At 64.0% G+C, this 15,769-nt stretch carries 14 protein-coding genes; all 14 read right to left on the bottom strand.

From position 1 onward, the window contains the following. Window positions 1-24: 24 nt before the first annotated feature. A complete protein-coding gene (locus FJ930_RS04075) occupies window positions 25-504 on the bottom strand; it encodes a hypothetical protein (RefSeq protein WP_141835070.1) in 480 nt (159 codons plus the stop codon). A gap of 51 nt (window positions 505-555) precedes the next feature. Further along, entirely contained in the window at window positions 556-3,516 is a 2,961-nt protein-coding gene (locus FJ930_RS04070; RefSeq protein ID WP_141835067.1) for a bifunctional [glutamine synthetase] adenylyltransferase/[glutamine synthetase]-adenylyl-L-tyrosine phosphorylase, read from the bottom strand. Next, window positions 3,516-4,997, bottom strand: coding sequence for an ATP-binding protein (locus tag FJ930_RS04065; RefSeq protein WP_141835064.1), 1,482 nt, complete (start codon window positions 4,995-4,997; stop codon window positions 3,516-3,518). Before FJ930_RS04065 ends, FJ930_RS04070 begins: the two co-directional genes overlap by 1 nt. A gap of 8 nt (window positions 4,998-5,005) precedes the next feature. Continuing rightward, on the bottom strand, window positions 5,006-5,680 hold the full coding sequence (locus FJ930_RS04060) for a response regulator transcription factor (protein WP_027046649.1): 675 nt from the start codon (window positions 5,678-5,680) through the stop codon (window positions 5,006-5,008). A 380-nt stretch (window positions 5,681-6,060) separates the two neighbouring features. Continuing rightward, the gene (locus FJ930_RS04055) at window positions 6,061-7,611 is read right to left on the bottom strand and encodes a Do family serine endopeptidase (protein WP_141835060.1); all 1,551 of its coding nucleotides are present in this window, start codon (window positions 7,609-7,611) and stop codon (window positions 6,061-6,063) included. 148 nt (window positions 7,612-7,759) lie between these two features. After that, a complete protein-coding gene (locus FJ930_RS04050) occupies window positions 7,760-8,227 on the bottom strand; it encodes a cytochrome c-type biogenesis protein (protein ID WP_140742279.1) in 468 nt (155 codons plus the stop codon). Further along, a complete protein-coding gene (locus FJ930_RS04045; protein ID WP_141835056.1) occupies window positions 8,224-10,209 on the bottom strand; it encodes a heme lyase CcmF/NrfE family subunit in 1,986 nt (661 codons plus the stop codon). The genes FJ930_RS04050 and FJ930_RS04045 overlap by 4 nt, the downstream gene beginning before the upstream one ends. Before the next feature lie 32 nt (window positions 10,210-10,241). After that, entirely contained in the window at window positions 10,242-10,685 is a 444-nt protein-coding gene (gene ccmE, locus FJ930_RS04040) for a cytochrome c maturation protein CcmE (RefSeq protein WP_140742283.1), read from the bottom strand. 8 nt (window positions 10,686-10,693) lie between these two features. Then, complete coding sequence (gene ccmI, locus FJ930_RS04035) at window positions 10,694-11,833, bottom strand: c-type cytochrome biogenesis protein CcmI (protein WP_140742285.1); 1,140 nt, start codon at window positions 11,831-11,833, stop codon at window positions 10,694-10,696. 125 nt (window positions 11,834-11,958) lie between these two features. Then, complete coding sequence (locus tag FJ930_RS04030) at window positions 11,959-12,396, bottom strand: hypothetical protein (protein WP_141835053.1); 438 nt, start codon at window positions 12,394-12,396, stop codon at window positions 11,959-11,961. 187 nt (window positions 12,397-12,583) lie between these two features. After that, the gene (locus FJ930_RS04025; protein ID WP_141835050.1) at window positions 12,584-14,011 is read right to left on the bottom strand and encodes an ATP-binding protein; all 1,428 of its coding nucleotides are present in this window, start codon (window positions 14,009-14,011) and stop codon (window positions 12,584-12,586) included. Next, window positions 13,995-14,660, bottom strand: coding sequence for a response regulator transcription factor (locus FJ930_RS04020; RefSeq protein WP_056563567.1), 666 nt, complete (start codon window positions 14,658-14,660; stop codon window positions 13,995-13,997). Before FJ930_RS04020 ends, FJ930_RS04025 begins: the two co-directional genes overlap by 17 nt. A 73-nt stretch (window positions 14,661-14,733) precedes the next feature. Next, a complete protein-coding gene (locus FJ930_RS04015) occupies window positions 14,734-15,033 on the bottom strand; it encodes a hypothetical protein (protein ID WP_140742291.1) in 300 nt (99 codons plus the stop codon). Between the two features lie 173 nt (window positions 15,034-15,206). Continuing rightward, entirely contained in the window at window positions 15,207-15,614 is a 408-nt protein-coding gene (locus tag FJ930_RS04010) for a DUF3168 domain-containing protein (RefSeq protein ID WP_141835047.1), read from the bottom strand. Between the last annotated feature and the right edge of the window lie 155 nt (window positions 15,615-15,769).

The following is a 15,769-nucleotide window of genomic DNA, read 5'->3' as shown; positions in this document are numbered from 1 at the left end:
CGCCGGAGCCTGCATCAGGGAATTTCACTGCATGCTGCCGTCGTTGCCTTCGTCATCCCATCGGTGGTGACGGCCGAAGCGGCCGCCCTTCGGCAGTTCGCTCTTATCGATCTTGCCATCATTGTTCTTGTCGAGCAGGGCGAACACCTTCTTCTGGCGACCGGCGATGTCATCGGCGGTCAGAGTACCATCACCCTTGGTGTCATAGCGGGCGATGATGCGCTTGGCCATCCGCTCGAAACGCGCCTTCTCCAGCGCGTCCGCGAGCTGAGCGACGGTCAGCTTGCCGCCATTATCGGCAACGAGCTTCTTCAGTCGCGCGTCCATCACATTGGAAAACTGGTCGAAGGTGATGGCGCCACCTGAATCATTCATTGCCTTGTCGAGGCGCGCCATCATGCCCTCGCGCATTTTCGCGCTGGCATTGTTTTCCGCGTAGGCCGTGGTGCCTACGGCTCCGGCCAGAGCTACGAAGGCAAGGGCAAGCTTGGTTGACTTTTTCATGGTCTTCTCCTGTTGCATCGTCACCCCCGATGCGGCCCGGAAAACCGTTCGTCACGGTCGTCCGGCACGAAGCAAAAGGTCAAAGTCCTTCCTGACCTTTCGCGACGTCTCTTTGAGGTGTGCTTCCAGCACACCGAAATCCGGCAGGTCGGTGACCGCCAGAAGCAGATCGGAAAGCCCCGGCGGAACGTCGTCGCGCTCGAAGGCTCCGGTGAGGCACAGCCGGGTCATCTGGGTCAGCCCCAGATAGAGGGAATAGGCATCGCCAAGTTCCTGCCTGACCCCGGCGTCGGCGAAGCGAGGTGCCAGGCGGGCCAGTATTTCGGCCGGACCGGTCGCGCGCGGCCCTGCGTCGACCTGCCCGGTAATGACAGCCACCTGGGCAATGAATTCGAGATCGATCAGTCCTCCGGGGATCAGCTTGATGTCCCAGAGGTCGCGCGGCGGCTTCTCCGTCTCGATCATGGCCCGCATATCCCAGGCCTCGGCCTTCACCTTTGCCGCGTCGCGCGGCTGCCCAAGCACCGCGGCAACTTCCGCATCGACCTCGGCGCAAAGGCCGGCATCGCCGGCAATGGCGCGCGCCCGCGACAGCGCCATATGCTCCCAGGTCCAGGCTTCCTGGCGTTGGTATTTCTTGAAGGCATCGATGTGGGTGGCCACGGGGCCCTTGTTGCCGGATGGCCGCAGCCGCAGGTCGAGTTCGTAGAGCACCCCTTCGGCCGTCGGCGCTGAAACGGCGGAAATGAGCCTCTGCGTCATTCGGGTGTAGTAATGCGAGGGGGCCAGCGGCCTTTCCCCGTCCGATTCGTCGGCATCCGCATCGTGGTCGTAAAGCAGGATGAGGTCGACATCCGATCCCGCGGTCAATTCGCGGCTGCCGAGCTTGCCCATGCCGAGCAGCGCAACCACACCGCCGGCGATCGTGCCGTGGTGCACCGCGAATTCGGCGATGACCGCCCGCAGGGCTGCCTCGATGGTGAGGTCCGCGAGATCGGAAAAGGCGCGGCCGGCCCGGGGCGGATCGATCGAGCCGGCAAGCAGCCGCACACCGATCAGGAACTTTTGCTCCGAGGCAAAGATGCGCAGCCGGTCCAGCACCTCCTCATAGGCCCTGTCACCTTCGAGGAAGGCGGACAGCCGTGCCGAAAGATAGCCACGATCCGGCAGCTCGGTCAGAAGAGCGGGGTCGAGCAGGCCGTCGAACACATGCGGCCGGCGCGTGATGATCGCCGCAAGCCGAGGCGCGGCGCCCATGATCGTCGCCATCAGCTTCAGCAAGGCCGGATTGGATTGCAGCAGCGAGAACAGCTGGATGCCAGCTGGCAGGCCGGCAAGGAACTCGTCGAAGCGGACCAATGCTTCGTCCGCCCGGCGCGTCTGGCCGAAGGCCTTGAGCAAGGCCGGTGTCAGTTCCGTCAGCCGCTCACGCGCCTCGGCGGACTGGGTGACGCGATAGCGCCCGAAATGCCAGCCGCGGATGACACGGCAGATGTCACTCGGCCGCTGGAAGCCGAGGCCGTGCAAGGTGCGCAGTGTATCGGGGTCGTCCACGTCGCCGGTGAAGACCAGATTGCCGATGCCCGCCGAAAGCTCCGGCGCGGTCTCGAACAACGCCGCATAGTGACGTTCGACCTGCTGCAGCGAGGCGCGGAACGCGCCGGCAAACCCGGCCGCATCGGCAAAGCCCAGCATGTGAGCGATGCGCTCCAGCCCTTCATCATCTTCCGGCAGCATGTGTGTCTGCTCGTCCGCCACCATCTGGATGGCGTGCTCGACACGGCGAAGGAACCAGTACTGGCGGGCAAGCGCGTCACGCGCATCGGCGGTGATCCAGCCGCGCGCGGCAAGCTGGCCGAGCATCGGCACGGTCTCACGGCCACGCAGTTCCGGGAACCGGCCGCCCGCGATGAGCTGCTGGGTCTGGACGAAGAACTCGATCTCGCGGATGCCGCCACGGCCGAGCTTGACGTTGTGGCCTTTCACGGCGATCTCACCATGGCCCTTGTGGGCGTGGATCTGGCGCTTGATCGAATGGACATCGGCAATCGCGGCGTAATCCATGTATTTGCGCCAGATGTAAGGCTGAAGTTCCTTCAGGAAGGCAGCGCCCGCGGCCAAGTCGCCGGCCACCGGACGCGCCTTGATCATCGCCGCACGCTCCCAGTTCTGGCCGCGCGCTTCGTAGTAGCGCAGTGCCGCCTCGACCGGGATGGCGAGCGGCGTCGAACCTGGATCCGGGCGTAACCTGAGATCGGTGCGGAAAACATAGCCGTGCTCGGTGCGGTCCTGCAGGATGCGCACCAGCCGTCGCGTCAGGCGCGAAAACAGCTCCGTGGCGTCGAGCGGATCGACCACGGCGGCCGCTTCCGGGTCGAAGAAAACGACGAGATCGATGTCGGAGGAGAAATTCAGCTCATGCGCGCCGAGCTTGCCCATGCCGAGCAGGATCCAGCCGGATTGCCGCGCCGGATTGCCGAGGTCGGGCAGTCTGAGCTTGCCCTGGCCATGCGCGTCCCGCAGCAGGAAGTCGACGGCCGCGCGGGTGCAAGCTTCGGCAAGGTCGCTCAGCCGCCGCACCGTCAGCGACGTTTCGGCCTCACCGGCGAGATCGGCGATCGCGATCAGGAAATGCGCCTCTGCCTTGCATTGGCGCAGCGCCATCATCAGGTTGGATTCGGAAACCGCTTCGGCCAGCGGCGCCTGATCGATCGCCGTGGTGATCGCCTTCAGGCGAGCCTCGATCGGCTGGTCGAACAGACCGTCGAGAATCCGCGGCCGGCGTCGCGCCGTATCGCGCAGGAATGGCGAGAGGTCGAAGACAGCGGCCAGGAAAGCCTGGGCCTTCCCCTTGCCGCCCAGGAAATCGTCCAGCCGCGCCAGCCCTTCCTCGCGGGCCACAGCCGCAGTTTCTGCCAAGTCGTGTCGCGCCCGGACTTCGTCCAGAGGGGCAAGCTCGGCCACCGGCTGCAGCAGCCAGTCCGTGCCGGTCCGTTTCGCAACCGCGGCCATCAGTGATCCTCCCTTGCTGGGAAACTCATGACCACGGATAGTCCCGGATTGCCAGGCAAGAGATCAAGCCGCCCATTGTGAAATGTCATGACCGCCTTGGCGAGGCTGAGGCCGAGACCGGAACCGGGCTGCGAGCGGCTCTTCTCCAGCCGCACGAAACGTTCGGTCGCCCGGGCTCGATCGGCGTCATCCGGAATGCCCTGGCCGTTGTCGGCGACACAAAGCCTGATTTCGCCATGCGTGCGCCCGAGCGTCACACGGACGGCCGGCTTGGACGTGGCGTCGGTCGAATATTTGATCGCATTGTCGACGATGTTGGACAGCGCCTGGCCGATCAGTTCGCGATTGCCGTTGACGACAAAGGCGCCGTTCACCTCGGCTTCGAGGGAAACGCCAGCCTCCTCCGCCACCGGTTCGTAGAGTTCGACGACATCGCGCACCGCCGCCGCCAGATCGACGCGGGTGGTGTGCTCCGAGGAATAGCCCGCCTCCAGCCTGGAGATCATCAGGATGGCATTGAAGGTCTTTATCAGTTGGTCGGACTCGGCGATGGTGCCTTCCAGTGCCTGGCGATAGTCGGCAGGCTTGTTCTTGCCGGAAAGAGTTGCTTCGGCTCGATTGCGCAGCCGGGTCAGCGGTGTCTTCAGATCGTGCGCGATGTTGTCCGAAACCTGCTTCAGGCCTTCATTGAGCGTGGCGATCCTGGCCAGCATGGCATTGAGGTTTTCCGAAAGCCGGTCAAACTCGTCGCCCGCTCCCGTCACGGGCAGCCGGCCGGAAAGATCCCCACCCATGATCCGACGGCTGGCTTCCGAAACGCCGTCGATGCGCTTCAGCGCGGCGCGGCCGACAAAGAACCAGATCAGGATACCGCCCAGGCCCATCATGCCAAGCGCCAGCGTCAGCGCGCGGCGGATGACGGCGCGAAAGCGCTCCGGTTCGCCAAGATCGCGGCCAACCAGCATAATCATCTGATTGGGCAGCCGTAGCACCAGCGCGATGGCGTTATGACCTTTCTCGCCTTCGGTCTGCGGCGCCGCGTTCTCGCCGGTTGAAGGAGACGTCGCCTGATCGGACGTTCCGCTGCGCAGGCGGTCGAGTTCGCCTTCGCCGAAGCGCTTGTAGGAGAAGGGCTGGGTTGTCCAGCCTTCGGTGTCGATCACCCCCGGTTCCAGGCTCTGCACATTGCCGGTCAGTATCTGGCCATTGGCGTCGGCGATCAGATAGAGGTTGGCGCCGGGCTGTCGGGAGCGTGCCTCGACCACGCGCACCAGTACCGGCAGACCACCGCGCTGATACGCGCGGGCGAGGCCAAGCACTTCGTCGTTGATGGTCTCCTGCGTCTGCGTCGTCAGCATGCGTGCCGACAGTGAGGTCATGTAGAAGACGAGCAGAACGGCGCAAAGCGCGAATAGCAGAAGGTAGAGCGCCGAAAGCCGCGCAGCCGTCGTCTTCATGATGGCGGGCACGGAAAGGGCCATGCTGCCGCCTAGCCGCCCTTCAGCATGTAACCTGCGCCGCGAACCGTATGCAGGATGGGCTTGTCGAAGCCCTTTTCAATCTTGCCCCGCAGTCGCGACACATGAACGTCGATGACATTGGTCTGCGGATCGAAATGGTAATCCCAGACATTTTCGAGCAGCATGGTGCGCGTCACCACCTGGCCGGCATGGCGCATCAGATATTCGAGCAGGCGGAATTCGCGGGGCTGCAGCGTGATCTCGCGCGCCGCCCGGCGGACCGAATGCGACAGCCGGTCGAGTTCAAGGTCGCCGACCCGGTAGACGGTTTCGGCCTCCTTGGCGCTGGCGCGGCGGTTCAGTACCTCGACGCGGGCCAGAAGTTCGGAGAACGCATAGGGCTTGGTCAGATAATCGTCGCCGCCGGCGCGCAAGCCGGTGACCCTGTCATCGACCTCTCCCAGAGCCGACAGGATCAGCACTGGTGTGGTGTTGCCCCTTGAGCGTAGCCCGGCGATGACCGACAGGCCGTCACGGCGCGGCATCATCCGGTCGATGACCATCACGTCATAATCGCCGGCGTCGGCAAGCGCGAAGCCGGTCTCGCCGTCACCGGCGACATGCGCGGTATGACCGGCTTCGGTAAAGGCTTTCTGCAGATAATCCGCAGCCTCCCGATCGTCTTCTATGACGAGAATCTTCATAGGACCGTTATACGCGATTTCGCTGGAAGGTTGAGTAGCCGGCATGTGCATTCAGCCTTTGCCAAAGCGCATCGAGGTCAAGATGACCCGGGGCGCGCGCGATGAGATCTTTGTTCTCCGGCATTGTTACGCCGGACATTCCAAGCCCGAACATTCCAACTCCCGGATAGGCCAAATCCCGGACGTCTTGCTCCGAAGTCGCGCGCTATCGGATCGGGCGCGACGGAGCGCCTCTGAGGCCAATAGTGGGTGCGGCAGCGGGCGATGGGAAGCCCGCTGCCGCTGGAGGAGAGCACGATGACTGACTAACGTACCCGTCTCCATGCTTTCCCATGCGGCGACTCGGGGGTGTTGAAACCGCCGCATTGGAAAAGTCGTTTTCAGCCCTTGGCGACCGGCAGCGCGACGAAGCGGTTGTTGTCGTCACGGGTGATCTGCATCAGCACCGCCTTGCGCCCAGACTTCACCGCCTCGGTCATGGCCTTGGTGACGTCCTCGGTACCGTTCACCTCGGTCGAGTTGACCGCGGTGATGACGTCGCCAGGCTGGATGCCGCGATCGGCGGCATCGCTGTTCGGATCGACGTCGGTCACCACCAGACCTTTGCCGTTTTCCGACTTGGTGACGGTCAGGCCGAGATCGGCCAGCGTGTCGGGCTTTGCCGGAGCGGCGGGCTGCTGCTGCTGGTCGTTCGAGGCCTGCTTGTCGGTGGCTGGCAGCTTGCCCAGATCGACCTTGACCGTCTGGCTTTTGCCGTCGCGCCACACTGTGACATCGACCGACTTGCCCGGCGAATAGGCGCCGATCAGGCGAGCCAGTTCCTTCGGCGACGCAACGTCCTTGCCGTCGACCTGGGTGATGACGTCACCAGCGGCGATGCCGGCCTTCTTGCCGGGACCGGCGTCCTGGGCGCTGGACACCAAGGCGCCATTGTTGGACTTCAGGCCGAGCGATTCGGCGATGTCCGACGTGACCGGCTGGATCTCGACGCCGAGCCAGCCGCGCTGCACGGTGCCGCTCTTCATCAGATCGTCGACGACCTGCTTGGCGGTCGAGGCGGGAATGTCGAAGGCGATACCGACGCTGCCGCCGGACGGCGAGAAGATAGCCGTGTTGATGCCGACCACCTGGCCGTTGAGATTGAAGGTCGGGCCACCCGAATTGCCGCGGTTGACCGAGGCATCGATCTGGAGGAAATCGTCATAGGGGCCGGCGCCGATGTCACGGCCGCGCGCCGACACGATGCCGGCGGTGACGGTGCCACCGAGACCGAACGGATTGCCGACGGCCACGACCCAGTCGCCGACGCGAACCTTGGCATCGTCGGCGAAGTCGACATAGGTGAACTTGCCGCCGCCTTCGACCTTGAGTACGGCGAGATCGGTGCGCGGATCGGTGCCGATCAGCTTGGCGTCGAGTTCCTTGCCGTCATTCGTCACCACGGTGAAAGCGGTGCCCTCTTGGACGACGTGATTGTTGGTGACGAGATAGCCGTCCTCGGAGATGAAGAAGCCGGAACCCTGAGCCACCGGGCGCGGTTGGCCGTCGTTGCGGTCGCGATGCCCGAAGCGGCGGTGGGCTTCGTCGTTCTGACCACCCTGGTCGCCAAAGCCGCGGAATTCCTTGAAGAAGCGGCGCAGTTGCGGATTGTTGGGAAGATTGTCGAAACCGTCCTGACCGTCAGAGCCGTCGTCCGCGGTCGGCTGCACCTTGGCCTTTACCTTGACGCTGACCACGGCGGGCGAAACGCGCTCCACGACATCGGCGAAGCTCGGAACCTGCGGGGCCTCGACTCGCACCGCGTCGGCCAGAACGGGGCTGGTTCCGCTGGTCAGCGCGCCAACTCCGATCGCGCCGGCAACCGCAACGGACGCGACGGCAGCCAGAAGGCGCTTGCGGGTGCGGGAATATGAACTGGGGGCAATATTCATGAGTCTCTCATCCTCTTTCAAAGGGACGCGGCTTAATCGGCATCCTCAAGCAGGAGAATTAGAGCGGCGCACATTACAACGCCATTTCCGACGCATGAAACTTTGGTAATGTTGGCGGGCTGCCCTGGCGGCCAGACGACCTTGCCTGTCAGTCGCGGCGCAGGATCGCGTCCAGCGCCGCCTGTTCATCGGCCGAGAGGGATTTTGTCGCCAGCTTCCGACGCGAGCGCGCGTTCAGGGCGATAAACATGCCGCCCACCAGGAGCAAAAGAACAGGCGTGCCCCAAAGCAGCGCGTTGCGCAGGTCGAAGCGTGGCTTCAACAGCACGAACTCGCCGTAACGCGAAACCACATAGTCCATCACCTGCTGGTCGCTATCGCCGGCGACGAGGCGCTGGCGCACCAGGATACGCAAATCGCGGGCAAGGTCGGCATCGGATTCATCGATCGACTGGTTCTGGCAGACCATGCAGCGCAGGCCTTCCGACAGAGCCCGGGCCCTCGCCTCGAGCGCCGGATCGGCCAGCATCTCGTCGGGCTTCACCGCGTGCGCGGCACCGGCGAAGACCAGTGCCAGCAGCAGGACAATCGAGGTCAGGGAAAGCCTGGGTTTCATGGCAGGCCCGCCGGCGCCACCGCCTGCTTGCGGCGCCGCGAGGGCGCGCCGACGCGCAGACGCCTGTCCATCAGCGACATGGCCGCACCCGCCATCATCGTCAGACCGCCGCCCCAGATCAGTGCCACCAGCGGTTTCCACCACAGACGCACCACGACCGAGCCGTCCTTGCCTTCGTCGCCGAGAGAAATGTAGAGCTGGGAAAGACCAAGCGTCTTGATGCCGGACTCCGTCGTCGTCATCTGCCGGACCGGATAGAAACGCTTGGCGGAGCTTATTTCGCCGACCGGACTACCACTGACACCGATCAGGTCGAAACGGCCGCGATCCTCGCTGTAGTTTGGACCCTGGGCAGGATACAGCCCGACGAAACGCAGCGTATGGCCGGACAATTCCACGGTCTCGCCGGCGCGCATCGTCAGGATCTTCTCGGTACCGAAGGAGAGCGTGGCGACGATGCCGAGCAAAGTCAGGCCGAGGCCGAGATGAGCCAATGCCGTGCCGAAGACCGAGCGCGGCAGGCCGGCGAAGCGCCTGACCATAACGGCCGGGGCAACCGATCCAACGCCTGACTTGATGGCAAGGTCGGTGAGCGCGCCGGTGACCAGCCAGACGGCAAGGCCGATGCCGAGGGCGGCGAATACCGACGCTCCGTCGATGAACAGACCGGTGACCAGCATCGCCGCCAGCGCCAGGGCGAAGGCGGCCATCAGGCGCTGCGAAGCGGCGATGACGTCGCCGCGCTTCCAGGCCAGCAGCGGCCCGAATGGCACGAGGACCAGAAGCGGCAGCATCAATGGGCCGAACGTCAGGTCGAAGAACGGCGCGCCGACCGAGATCTTGTCGCCTGTGAGTGCCTCCAATGCCAGTGGATAGAGCGTGCCGACGAGCACGGTGGCGGTCGCCGTGGTCAGGAACAGGTTGTTGAGGACGAGCGCGCCTTCGCGCGAGATCGGGTGGAACAGGCCGCCGGCCGTCAACCTCGAGGCACGCAGCGCAAACAGCGCCAGCGAGCCGCCGATGAACAGCGTCAGGATACACAGGATGAAGACGCCACGCGTCGGATCGGTGGCAAAGGCATGCACTGAAGTGAGCACGCCCGAACGCACCAGGAACGTGCCGAGCAGCGACAGCGAGAAGGTGAGGATGGCGAGCAGCAGCGTCCAGATCTTCAAGGCCGAGCGCTTTTCCATGACGATGGCCGAATGCAAAAGCGCGGTGCCCGCCAGCCACGGCATGAAAGAGGCGTTCTCGACCGGATCCCAGAACCAGAAGCCGCCCCAGCCCAGTTCGTAATAGGCCCAGTATGATCCCATGGCGATGCCGCCGGTCAGGAACATCCAGGCGACCAGCGTCCACGGCCGCACCCAGCGCGCCCAGGACGCATCGATGCGGCCCTCGATGAGGGCAGCGACCGAGAAGGAAAAGCAGATCGAGAAACCGACATAGCCGAGATAGAGCAGCGGCGGATGGATGGCGAGGCCGAGATCCTGCAGGACCGGGTTGAGGTCGCGACCCTCGATCGGCGCTGGATTGAGCCGGATGAAAGGATTGGACGTGGCCAGGATGAACAGGAAGAAGGCGGCACCGATCGTGCCCTGAACGGCAAGCACGTTGGCGCGCAGCGTGGCTGGCAGATTCGAGCCGAAAGCTGCGACAAGCGCGCCGAAGAAGGTCAGGATCAGCACCCAGAGCAGCATCGAGCCTTCGTGATTGCCCCACGTTCCGGTGATCTTGTAGATCAGCGGCTGCAGCGAATGCGAGTTTTCCCAGACGTTCGCCACCGAGAAATCGGAGTTCGCGTAGGCACCCGCAAGTGCTACGAAGGACAGCGCCGTCAGCGCAAAGCCGGTCACGGCGACGGGGCCGCCGACGGCCATCAGGCGCTGGTTGTTCAGGCGCGCGCCAAAGAGCGGCACGATCGTCTGCACCAAGGAAAGCGCAAACGCCAGGACCAGGGCGAAATGTCCGATTTCAACCATGCGCGCAGTTCACTCTTGCTCTCCTGCCGGAGCTACTCACTCTTGCTCTCCTGCCACACACCTTTGGCCTTGAGGCCGTCGGCCACTTCCTTGGGCATGTAACGCTCATCGTGCTTGGCCAGAACGCTATCGGCAACGAATACGCCATCCGGACCGAAGGTGCCCTCGGTGATGACGCCCTGCTCTTCACGGAAGAGGTCAGGCAGGATGCCGGTATAGGTGACCTTGACCGATTTGTGCGTGTCGGTGACTGAAAAAGCGACTGTCGCGCCCTGCCCGCGCTGGATCGTGCCTTTTTCGACCAGCCCTCCCAGCCTGATGCGCTGGCCGGGCTGGACGCTGGCGGTGGTGAGATCGGCCGGCATGTAGAAATAGGAGGCCTTCTGGCCAAGCGCGTAGAAGGTCAGTCCCGTGGCGGCGGCCAGGAAGGCCAATCCTCCCAAGATGACCGACAATCGTTTCTGCTTGCGTGTCATGACACGTTCTACTCCGTCGCCGTCAGGCCGAGCGACGCGGCGAAGGCGGTGAATTTCTTGGCCTCGTCACTGCCGGCGCCAAAGACGGCGATGGCGCGCCCCAGAGCATCGCGCGCCTGATCGGCCTTGCCCAGCACGACGTAGGAACGAACGAGCCGCATCCATCCTTCCGCGTCACGCGGATTTTGACGCAATTTCTCGTCGAGGCTTGCGACCATCGTGTTGATCATCGCTTCCCGATCCTGCGGCGACATGGAGGACGCGGCGTCGATCTCCGCGGCATCAGGGCCTTTCGCGGCGGCGCTGGAAGCAACTTCTGGCGTGCCGGATTTGGCCAGTGCCTGTTCGACCGCGCCGCGCCATGGCGAATCCGGTGGCAACGTGCCCAGCATTGCCTGCCAGGCCGTGATCGCCTCCTTGTTGCGCCCCTCCTGCGCCAAAGCCATGGCGAGATAGAAGCGGGCCTTCATATTGGCCGGATCGAGCTTCAGCGCCGCCTCGAAGGCATCCTGGGCATCGGCGGAAACAACGCCCCCGGCCGCACCGGCGACTGCCTCGCCAAGGCCGGCCTGGCGGACGGCGCTGTCGCCGTCGAGGCGGATGGCGTTGCGGTAGGCGGCCACAGCGTCGGAAAAGCGCTGCATGCGCAGATAGACCGGGGCCAGAACCTCCCATCCCCTGCCATCGGAAGGGTTGGCGGCAAGGTGGGCTTCGGCTCGCGCCACCAATTCGTCGACCGAACTGTCGGCCGGATTCTTGGCCAGCCGCTCGCTGAGCGGCTGCGACGGCAGGTCAGGCGAACCGATCTGGCTGTAAAGACCCCAGCTGACCAGCGGCACCGCCAGCACGGCCATGGTCGCGATCAGCCTTGCCGTGACCGACGCCTGCCTGGCTGATGTCTTGCCGGCTTGATCCGCACTGTCGAGGCGAAGGATGCGGCGCGCGATCTCGGCGCGCGCCTCGGCCGCTTCCGCCGGCTGGATCAAGCCACGCGCGGCGTCGCGGTCAAGCTCGGATAATTGATCGCGATAGACTTCCAGATCGTGATCGCCGCTCGACGACGCGCCCCTGGACCCGCCGGCCAGCGGCAGCAGCACCGCCAGGCTCGCACCCAGCGTCAGTATTGCGGCTATGACCCAGAACAGCATGGTTCTTCCAATAACGGCAGAGCCCTGCCCTGCCAACACAGACATCCTGCGACGCTTTGACGGCACGCGCGCCGAATGTCCTTGATCGACATCAACCGGCCGGCTTCCACCGAAGCCGATCGGGATCAGGTCAGCGGTGTCCAGCTGCCGTCGGCATTGCGGCACGCTGTTCCGCGGGCCGTGACGCCCGCTCCGCCGGTGAAGACGGTCTGCGTGTACTGGCGGCAGTCCTGCGAGCCGACCCGATAGGGTTGGGCTGGAACCACCTCCCCATAATGCGAAGCCTGATCACCCTTCCACGTCACCCTCTGACCGCTCGCCGTGTATTCGAGCGCCTTATATTCAGCCTCCAGCGCGCTGCGCTTCTCCGCGTCGCTGAGGCCATTGCCGATCGACCCGCCGACGAGGCCGCCGCCCATCGCCGAAATGATCGACTTGGTGAGCTTGCCGGACGACGGAGGCGTCGAGGCTGGTGTCGGCGCGACAGTGGGACCCTTGCCGCTCAAGGTGGTGCAGCCGGATATGGCCAGCAGTGCGGAAACAAGCGCGACGCGAATCTTCATGCCAACAACCGGTTCTCTTGAGTTGGAGCCTGCCATGGATGCGCCGGGGGCCGCGTCATCGGAGAAGTGGGCGTGGCCATAGTGTTGATATTTGTCGGAAATTTGGCCACCGCCGGCCACTCCGGGATCAATCGATACGCCGCCATACCATGCGCCGCCCATCGGTGTCGATTGGCCCTGGAAAGCATCACTGAAGGCTCCGCAATCGCACCGCCGCCTTCAATCCGCCCATGCCGGACCGTTCCAGCGCCAGGACGCCGCCATACTCGTTGACGAGGTCGGCGACAATGGCGAGGCCCAGACCTGTCCCGGGCTTTGTCTCATCGAGGCGTCGTCCCCGCTTCAGGGCTTCGCGCGCCTTGTCCTCGGGAATGCCCGGCCCGTCATCCTCGATGCTGATCTCGAACAGGCTCTCGTCCTTGCTGACCAAGGGCACGACCGAGATCGCGACGGCACTCTTCGCCCATTTCATCGCATTTTCGAGAAGATTTCCGAGCAACTCCTCAAGGTCCTCGCGCTCGCCGGCAAAGACGATCTCGGTGGCCGGCAGCGACAGCGACAGGCTGGTCCGCGGGTGGAGCTTCTGCAGAACCCGCACCATGCGCTGCACCAGCGGCGCCACCGGCGTGCGGTAGACGACGCTGTCGCGTTGCGCCGCGACGCGGGCGCGCTGCAGGTAATGGTCGACCTGCATCTGCATGGAAGCGGCCTGCTCGGCGATCAATTGTCCCTTGGCGCCGCCAAGCGCGCGGCCTTCGTTGAGCAGCACCGCGAGCGGCGTCTTCAGCGAGTGGGCGAGATTGCCGACCTGGGTTCGCGAACGCTCGACAATGCGTTTGTTGTTTTCGATCAAGGCATTGGTTTCGTTGGCTAATGGTTCGATCTCGGCCGGGAAGCGGCCGTCAAGCCTCTGCGCGGTGCCCTCGCGCACCATGGCAAGGGCGTTGCGGACCCTGCGCAGCGGCTGCAGGCCGAGCAGGATGGCGATCGCGTTGATGGCGATCATGCCGATGCCGAACAGGCTGAGATAGGTCAGCAAGCGGCGCTGGAAGGTGCTTATCTCCTGCTCCAGTTCGGTCTTGTTGCCCATGACGCGGAAGCGCGCGGCGCGGTTCTTCGCATCGAGGACGAACTCGCTCTCGAACACCACCAGTTGCTCGCCGTCGATGCCTTCGGCCGCATAGCTGCGCTGGAAGCTGGCGTTGAACGGCACTTCGGCAACGCTCGGCGACGGGATCGATGTGGTCATCGAGGACGAATGAAGGTCGCCATGCACGCCCTCCGAAGCGGGCTCGACCGACCAGTACCAGCCCGAATTCGGCTCCGAGAACCTGAGGTCGCCGAGGTCGGGAGCCCCGGTGAGAGCGCCGGTGTCGGAAACGCCGACGGAGCCGATCAGGTTGAACAGATGCGCCGAAAGCAGGCTGTCAAAACCGCGTTCGCTGGCCTGGCGATAGAGCGTGGTGATCAGGGTGAAGATGACGACAAGGGTCAGGATCGCCCACACGGTGGAAAAGGCGATCACGCGGAACGTCAGCGAACGCGGCCACAAACGCAGCGAAAGCGGCGTCCTTGCGGTTGGTTTGAGCGGTTCCGAGTTACGCCTCCGGCTCACGCATGCGGTAGCCCATGCCGCGCACGGTTTCGATCATGTCGATGCCCATCTTCTTGCGCAGCCGCCCGACAAAGACCTCGATGGTGTTGGAATCGCGGTCGAAATCCTGATCGTAGAGATGCTCGACCAGTTCGGTCCGCGATACGACTTCGCCCATATGGTGCATCAGATAGGCAAGCAGGCGGAATTCATGCGAGGTCAGCTTAAGCGGCACGCCGTCGACATCGGCCTTCGAGGCCTTTGTGTCGAGGCGCAGCGGCCCGCATGTCAGTTCGGACGAAGCGTGGCCCGCGGCGCGGCGGATCAACGCCCTGACCCTCGCCAGCACCTCCTCGATATGGAACGGCTTGGTGACATAGTCGTCTGCGCCGGCGTCGATGCCGGAGACCTTGTCGCTCCAGCGGTCGCGCGCGGTCAGGATCAGCACCGGCATCTTGCGGCCGCCGCGGCGCCAGCGCTCGACGACGCTGATGCCGTCCATCTGCGGCAGGCCGATATCGAGTACGACGGCGTCGTAAGGTTCGGTATCGCCGAGGAAATGGCCTTCCTCGCCGTCGAAGGCACGGTCGACGACATAGCCGGCGTCGACCAGCGCGTCCGCTATCTGCCGGTTGAGATCCTTGTCATCCTCGACGACCAGTACGCGCATGCGGAGATCGATACCTGTTGAAGTATTCGGCTCAGATATAGGCCGATTCCCGCGGCCTGGGAAACGGCAGGGGTCAGTTCTGCGGAACGACAATCTCGGAACGGCGCGGTCGCTGTCCGTCCTTGCCAGGCACCAGCACGACGATGACGCAGACCGGTTGGCCACCACGTGTCGACTGCGAGGCCTTGGCCAGCGTTCCGCCATTCTGCGAGGCCACCTGCAGGCCGATCGCATAGCAATCCGACGCTGCCAGGACGATCGGGGTGGCCTGGTCGTATGCGATGACCTGCATCGCCATTGCCTGCGACGCAAACAGCCCGGCAGCACAAAGCGCCAGGGTCGCGGTTCGGAAATGGGAGCGGAGCGTTTTCATGACCGGCGTTGTAACGCTTCGGTGCTGAACGTGAAATGAACGGTGATCGATACAAAAAACATGTCCGCTACACCCCTGAAACGCGCGACGACCGATCGCGATTTCGACGCCCCAACCCGACAAAATCACGCAGACGTCAGTCTAGACTCCGTTTCAGTCATATTGAAAGCGCGTCAGGCATTTTCCTGCGTCAGCGCCCGAAACCGCAGCAGCCCGTGATGCACAAGGAGCTCCTCGTCATAGCGGGCTTCGGTGAACTCAAGCGACAGCCGTGTCTGGCCGCGGGGGCCTATCACCAGCACCGCGTCGGCAAGGCGTCCCTTGATGGCGTCCATGATGGCAAGCGTTTCGGCATCGCCATGAGCTTTCGACCAGACATGCAGCGTGATCAACTGATCGTCGTTGTTTTCGACGCCCGTGTCCCAGTCAAAGGCACTGGTCTGGCCACAGGTCACATACGGGAAAGCGGCATTGTCGGTCGGCCGTTCGAGCAGACCGGCACCGCCCAGCAATGCCGACAGTGACGCATCACTTTTCAGTCTCAGAAAAAGGGCCTGCTGCAAATCGCCTGGCGCGGTCATCGTCGTTTTCCTCAACTCGTCGCCATGGACATGCTTTTCCAAGCCCGCCCATGCCTTGCATGCCCTGCCCACATATAGCGGTTCGCCACGCGAAGACGATGGCGATTCGTCACCAGGATGATGGATGCCGATGATCTCGAAAATACGACTGCACC

The organism is Mesorhizobium sp. B2-4-15 (assembly GCF_006658505.1).
Classification (GTDB): domain Bacteria; phylum Pseudomonadota; class Alphaproteobacteria; order Rhizobiales; family Rhizobiaceae; genus Mesorhizobium.
Note: the sequence above shows the minus strand (reverse complement) of the source record. Positions and strands in the feature narration are given on the sequence as shown.